Below are 2,280 nucleotides of genomic sequence, written 5' to 3' on the forward strand. Positions count from 1 at the left end.
TCTCAAACAACAACGTTATTAACAAAAATGTATTTAAAGGCAATAACAAAATAAAAAATGGCGTTATTCGCATCAAGAGCCAACAGACATGGAGGAGGGTGGAGTACACGGAATGAGAGTTACGTATGAGAGGCAACAAAAAACCGAGCCTAAGAGACTCGGTTTATGCTACGTGTTTATTCGTCAGGGTATTGCCTTTGCTGGCGTGAACGATCGGCTTTCGCCTGCCAATGTTCATTCGGATCGTAAGACTCATCGCACAAGTCGATGGTAAATCCCATCTCTTTAACTTCTTTTAGCGTCAGATTGTCTGCCAGATGAGTAACTTCACCCGTTTTATTCCGCAGTTCCATGTTGCCTCCTCAGGTCCTCTAACCACTGGTCTACTCACTGTTCACAGTGAAAGTATAGTGAAGATTCATCAAACCACGGCGCAACCAGAGCACAAAACTCCGGCCACCACAATAAGCACATGATTGCGTATTATTTTTTCTTATCTCAGTTAAAACAATTGTTCTATTTTCCGGCATACTGCGTCCGCTAACCGATGGCTGGCCACATTACGTTCGGCCACCTTATGAGGCAAACGCCCTTGTTCCACCACCCTGATCCAGTCGTGAATCATCGCTTCGAAGCCCTTACTGGTTAGCATCGGCGTCCAATCCGGCAACATCAACCTGCATTCCTGCCCCTGACGCCAGTCTCTGCCTGCAACGAACGAATCAAAGCGTACACCGCGATTGAGGTAATCGGCCGAGACCGTTTCAGTGGTCATACCGAACTGACGATTCATCGAAGCGTGCAGTAATGTCTCCCCCGCTTGCCATTGCACATCAAGGCGCCCAAGCTGATGGCCCTGCTTTTGCCAGGTAATGTGAACATCTTCAAGGCCGTCTCTGGCGTCGAGATTGACGCTGTCGAGCGGATGAATAAAATCGTCGAAAATGAACGTGCGCACATCGCCTGGCTGCGCATGGCGGTGTTTTTCCCAGCGCAACGCCAGCAGCTCACCGCACTGGTGATGCCCCAGTTCGGGCACATGTTGATTGAACAACGGAATGTGACGGCGGTTAAAACCGACATACAATGGCTGGTTAACTTTTCCGGCCAGTTGATAGAGCGACTCCACCTCCTCTGCACTGTCTGCGAGCGGCTTATCCACGAACGTTGGAATGCCCTGTTCGAGGAAAAATGCGGCGATTTCAACGTGCACCTGAGTCGCGGCATGGATCATTACTGCATCCACTTGCATGTTAAGCAACGTCCGATAATCCTGACAATATTCGTTTACCCTATAGCGCTGCGCCAGTTGGGTCAGAGTCTTGAGGTTGCGGGTGCAAAACACCAATTCGATCCCTTCTAACTGCGCCATGACGGGTAGATATGCTTTCTGGGCAATATCGCCCAGACCGATGATTCCTATTTTCATGCTGATCCTTTCACTGCCTGTGCGGTGGCGTTGTCTGCGCAGAATTGCGGCAGCCCCATCCGATATGAGATAACCTTAACATAATCCGCAACGGGGTAAGGCAGCATGAATCATCTCAATATGGATTTTTCGCAGCGAGTGGTCATCCACACGGCACAACAGATCTGGCAGTCCAGTCCAGCACCCGGAGTGTGGCGTAAACCACTGGAGCGCGAGGCCCGGGAATCCGGCCACACAACGAGTGTGGTGCGCTACGATCCTGGCTGCACATTTCGTCCCCATCCACACCCCTTAGGGGAAGAAATTCTGGTGCTTAAAGGTGTGTTTTCCGATGAACACGGTGATTATCCGGCCGGCAGTTATCTGCGCAATCCCCCCGGTAGCCAACACGCCCCATTTAGTCAGGAAGGCTGTGTAATTCTGGTCAAACTCAATCAGTTCAGTCAAGACGATCTGTCGGAGGTGCGTATCGCGACCAACAACGTCCCCTGGCAAACCAATTCAGAGGGGATTCAGGAGCGATCACTGCATGAGTTCGGCGATGAACACGTTCGATTGCTCAAGCTGAATGCGGGCGAGCAATGGTGTCCGGCCAATGGCGGTGGTGAAGAAATCCTGGTGCTGAGCGGTACGTTAAACGATGAATTCGGGGCATACCCGTCAGGTTGTTGGATTCGCAATCCACAAGGCAACGCGCACCATCTGTTCGTCAAACAGGAAACCGTCATCTGGTGCAAAACCGGTCACCTTGCCCCGCGCTGATGCCGCATGCTCCGCACCCGTTATGACCACAAAAACATGCCTGACATCGATGGGCCGCTCTCACTTCGTTGGACAGCTTACCTGTGCGG

At 51.4% G+C, this 2,280-nt stretch carries 3 protein-coding genes; 1 reads left to right on the plus strand and 2 read right to left on the minus strand.

Annotated features, from left to right (window positions below; genetic code table 11):
- Window positions 1-176: 176 nt before the first annotated feature.
- Both CAG65_RS22035 and CAG65_RS04780 read right to left on the minus strand, forming a co-directional pair.
- Window positions 177-353, minus strand: coding sequence for a hypothetical protein (locus CAG65_RS22035; RefSeq protein WP_021707460.1), 177 nt, complete (start codon window positions 351-353; stop codon window positions 177-179).
- Between the two features lie 149 nt (window positions 354-502).
- Window positions 503-1,429, minus strand: a complete 927-nt coding sequence (locus CAG65_RS04780; RefSeq protein WP_021707459.1) for a Gfo/Idh/MocA family protein — start codon at window positions 1,427-1,429, stop codon at window positions 503-505.
- Between the two features lie 105 nt (window positions 1,430-1,534).
- Here CAG65_RS04780 and CAG65_RS04785 point away from each other — a divergent pair, with 105 nt between their 5' ends.
- Window positions 1,535-2,191, plus strand: a complete 657-nt coding sequence (locus CAG65_RS04785) for a cupin domain-containing protein (protein WP_161452540.1) — start codon at window positions 1,535-1,537, stop codon at window positions 2,189-2,191.
- The last annotated feature ends 89 nt before the right edge of the window (window positions 2,192-2,280 follow it).

Source organism: Vibrio sp. V39_P1S14PM300 (assembly GCF_009904765.1).
Lineage (GTDB): Bacteria > Pseudomonadota > Gammaproteobacteria > Enterobacterales > Vibrionaceae > Vibrio > Vibrio proteolyticus.